We start from the raw sequence: 3,702 nt of genomic DNA, 5'->3' as shown, positions 1-3,702 counted from the left end.
ATGCAGGTCGGCGCCGCCGAGCCGGCACGCGGCGGCCGCGCCGACTGGGCCGCCCGGCCGCCCCGCCGGCGCTGAGACCGGGCCCGCGCGCCCGGCGGCCACCGCCGCCCGCGGATGTATCCTGCCGGACAAAGAAAGTGTCTCTCCAGATACGTGCGCATGCAGCCAGACGGTCGAAGCTGTGGCGAAACGGCAGCCCTGATCTGAAAAGCATGATCTAAAGTCCATGATCGATGCGCGAGGCTGCGGCGCTAGCCTGAGATTTTGGGCTAGTCGCCCGTCGCGTCCCATGGCACTTTCACGCGTGTGCCCCGGCTCTTCCGGGCGGCGTGAGTAGTCCCGGACGACGTGCCCTGATGACCGACCGATCCTTTCCCCCCGCTCTGGAGGCGGCGGGCATCATCGGCACATGGCAGACCGACGTCGCGGCCGGCCGCTCGATCCTCGATGACGGGGCCGCGGCGCTGATGGCGGGCGACGCGGGGCTCGCCGGCAAGCCGCTCACCCTCGACGTGGCGCTCGGGCGCATCCACCCGGACGACCGCGACTGGGTGTTCGCGCAGATCCGCCGGGCCCGGCGCGCGGGCGGCCCGTTCGCGGCGGAGTTCCGCGTGCACGGGCCGGACGGCGTGCGCTGGGTGCTCAACCAGGGCCGCCTGCCCGAGGAGGGCGCGGGCGGCCTGGGCTACGGGACCTACATCGACACGACGCACCGCCACCGGGACCCGGCCGAGGGGCCGGACGCCGAGCGGCGCGACTGGCTGGAGGTCGCGGCCGACCACTGCATCGCGGCCCGCGAGGCGATCGACCGGAGCGGCAAGCCGTTCCTGCGCCTCCTCATCGACGCGCTGCTCCTCGAGATCGGCCGCCTCCTGGTGCGCCGCCGCTCGCACTGAGGCGGCGGCGCCTCCGTCAGGCGAACTTCAGCAGCTTGATCGCCGCGAAGTCCTGCACCCCGCCGCCGACGCGCTTCGTGGTGTAGAACAGCACGTAGGGCTTGGCGGAGTAGGGGTCGCGCAGCACCCTGAGGCCCGCCCGGTCGACCACGAGGTAGCCGCGCCGGAAATCGCCGAAGGCCACCGCGAGGCTGCCCGCGGCGATGTCGGGCATCGCCTCGGCCTCGGTGACCGGAAAGCCCATCAGGGTGGCGGGCGTGCCGGCGGCGGCGGGCGGCTGCCAGAGGTAGTTGCCGTCGCCGTCCTTCAGCTTGCGGATCACGGCTTGCGTGCGCCGGTTCATCACGAAGCCGGCGTTCTGGCGGTAGCCGCCCGGGAGCGCGTAGACGAGGTCGATCAGCACGTCGGCCGGGGCCGCGTTCGGGAAGGCGCCGGCCGCGCCCGTGCCGACGCAGCCGAGCTTGCCCGGCACCCAGGCGGCGTTGGCGACCGTGTCGTAGGCCAGGAATCCCCTGGGCCGGCTCACCCCGTTGCCGGTGACGAAGGCCACGCTCTCCTGCTCGGCGAAGGCCGTCTCGACCTCGTCGGCGAGCCACGCGTCGAGATCGACCACCGCGTCGTCGAGGAGCGTCTGGGTCGCCGCCGGCATGGCGTAGAGCTCCATCGCCGGAAAGGCGATCTCGGAGAGCCCCGGCCCGGCGGTCTCGGGGCGCGGGGCCGTCTCGGCGACCCAGCCCGCGCCCGGCGCCGCGGTCGCGACCGCGCGCTTGTAGAGCCCGCCCGAGATGGTGCGCTGGCCCGCGATCGCGCGGATCGGCGAGCGCTCGGCGAGGCGGCGCAGCACCGCGCGCTCCACGGTCTCGGGCACGAGGTAGCCGCCGTCGGGGCCGGAGCCTGCCGACAGCGCCTTGGCCTCCAGGCCTTTGAGGCCGCCGCTCTCGCCGGCCCGGACGTAGAGGTCGAAGGCCGCCTTGTGCTCCTCGGCCAGGCCGTCGCGGGGGGCGGGGCCGGCCAGCAGCGGCGGGCGCGCCCGGTCGAGGCTGAGCCGGTCGAGCCGGGTGCGGGCCTGCTCGAGGGCCGCGTCGATGCGGGCGAGCTTCTCCTCGGTCAGCGGGTCGGCGCCGGAGCGGCGCTCGATCCGGCCGAGGCGGGCATCGTTCTCGGCCTTGAAGGCGTCGAAGGCGCGGGCGAGGTCCTCGAGCGCGCCCTGGGCCTCGGCGCCGGTGCCGGCCTTGGTCTCGTAGGTGGGTTCGGCGTGCGTCATGCTCTCTCTCCGGTGAGGCTGGCGGGCGCGATCCGCCGGGCGAGGTCGCGCATCTTGAGGCCGAGGGGGCGGTCGAGCCGCGCCCCCGGCAGAAGCGGGAAGGTGACGAGCGAGATCTCCCAGAGATCGACCGCCCGCAGGTGGCGGTAGCCGGCCCGGTCGGGCGCGGCGCTCACCGGGCGGAAGCCGATCGAGAGCCCGTCGAGCGCCCCCTGGCGGATCAGCGCGTCGAGTTCGCGGGCGCGCCGGACCGCCGGGTTGAGCCGGCCGGCGACGCGCAGGCCGCGGGCGTCCTCCCGGATCTCGAGCCAGACGCCGACGGGCTCGGCCGGGTCGTGCTGGAACAGCATGCGCACGCCGGCCGCCCCGCGGGCCCGCAGGCTCTGCGCGAAGGCACCCGGCGCGACGACGTCGCGGCCGAGATCGGGTTGCCCGAACAGGCTGGCGTAGCCGGTGACGAGACCGTCCGTGTGCGGCACCATGTCGGCTCCTCCCCTCAGGCGCCCGGGCCGTAGCCCACGGCCTCGCGCTTCTCGGCGGCCGAGAGGAAGTCGGCCGCGCCGACCCGCCGCCAGAGCGATTCCCGCTCGGCGGCCAGCGCCTCGATCCGGTCGAGGTCGGGCTCCAGGGCGGCCTCGCCGAAGGCGGGGCCGAGCCAGTGCGCGAGGCTCTCGGCCGTGCGCCGCACCAGCGGGATCAGGGTCTGGCGGTAGAAGGCGCGGTTGGCCTCGGCGTAGTTCGCGTGGGTGTTGTCGCCGGGCAGGCCCAGCAGCAGGGGCGGCACGCCGAAGGCCAGGGCGATCTCGCGGGCGGCGGCGTGCTTGGCCTCGACGAAGTCCATCTCGCGCGGCGAGAGCGCCAGCGGCTTCCAGTCGAGCCCGCCCTCGAGCAGCAGCGGGCGGCCGGCGTTGGCGGCACCCTGGTAGTTCGCCTCGAGCTCGCCCTTGAGCCGGTCGAACTGCGCCTCGGAGAGGTGGGCCTGGCCCCCGAAGACCAAGGCGCCCGAGGGCCGGGCGGCGTTGTCGAGGAGCGCCTTGTTCCAGGCGCCGGCGGCGTTGTGGATGTCGAGCGCGGTCGCGGCCGCCTCGATCGGGGCGAGCCCGGCGAGGTCGTCCTCCGGGTTGAACAGGGCGAGGTGCAGGATCGGCGGCACCGGGCCGGCCTGCTCGTAGCGGCGCGCCCGCGCGCCGTCGCCGTACAGGTAGGCGACCGGCCAGCCGTCCGGCCCCGGCACCGGGCGCACCCGCTCGGGGCGCAGGCCGAACAGCGCGCGCGGGGTGCCGTCCAGGCTGACCTGCTCCAGGTAGGCGTTCCCGCCCAGCAGCAGCCGCGCGTAGAGGGTCTCCAGCAGCCGGGTGCCGTCCTCGCGGGGGTTCGGCCGGGCCAGCAGCGCGGCCAGCGCGTCCCCGCCCGCACCCGACGGCACCAGCGGCACGCTCGCGGCGCTGTCGGCCACGAGCCGCACCGCGCGGTGCACCACCGCGTTGCGGCCGTAGCCGGCGCGGGCGAGCGCGGTGGCGTCGCGCGCGGTCCAGGAGGCGC

At 75.5% G+C, this 3,702-nt stretch carries 4 protein-coding genes; 1 reads left to right on the top strand and 3 read right to left on the bottom strand.

The genetic code is table 11. The annotated features are described in order from the left end of the window. The first annotated feature begins 356 nt into the window (after positions 1-356). Complete coding sequence (locus tag AX737_RS15410; protein ID WP_066922724.1) at positions 357-896, top strand: PAS domain-containing protein; 540 nt, start codon at positions 357-359, stop codon at positions 894-896. A 16-nt stretch (positions 897-912) separates the two neighbouring features. On the opposite strand, the gene AX737_RS15405 is transcribed toward AX737_RS15410, so the two are convergent. The 3 genes from AX737_RS15405 to AX737_RS15395 all read right to left on the bottom strand — a co-directional run. Next, positions 913-2,160 carry a phage major capsid protein gene (locus AX737_RS15405; protein ID WP_066922722.1) on the bottom strand — a complete coding sequence of 416 codons (1,248 nt, stop codon included), beginning with the start codon at positions 2,158-2,160 and terminating at the stop codon, positions 913-915. Continuing rightward, positions 2,157-2,642 (bottom strand): HK97 family phage prohead protease, encoded by a 486-nt coding sequence (locus AX737_RS15400; protein WP_066922720.1) that lies wholly within the window; start codon positions 2,640-2,642, stop codon positions 2,157-2,159. The genes AX737_RS15405 and AX737_RS15400 overlap by 4 nt, the downstream gene beginning before the upstream one ends. Before the next feature lie 14 nt (positions 2,643-2,656). Next, a partial coding sequence (locus AX737_RS15395) for a phage portal protein (protein ID WP_066922718.1) occupies positions 2,657-3,702 on the bottom strand: 1,046 nt, incomplete at its 5' end.

Source organism: Methylobacterium sp. CCH5-D2 (assembly GCF_001556475.1).
Taxonomy (GTDB): Bacteria; Pseudomonadota; Alphaproteobacteria; order Rhizobiales; family Beijerinckiaceae; genus Methylobacterium; species Methylobacterium hispanicum.
The sequence above is the reverse complement of the archived record's forward strand: the minus strand, read 5'-3'. Positions and strand labels throughout refer to the sequence as shown.

Excerpts from the sequence above, each read along its gene's own strand:
- AX737_RS15410 (WP_066922724.1), top strand. The coding sequence starts at position 357 with ATGACCGACCGATCCTTTCCCCCCGCTCTGGAGGCGGCGGGCATCATC.
- AX737_RS15400 (WP_066922720.1), bottom strand. The coding sequence starts at position 2,642 with ATGGTGCCGCACACGGACGGTCTCGTCACCGGCTACGCCAGCCTGTTC.
- AX737_RS15405 (WP_066922722.1), bottom strand. The coding sequence starts at position 2,160 with ATGACGCACGCCGAACCCACCTACGAGACCAAGGCCGGCACCGGCGCC.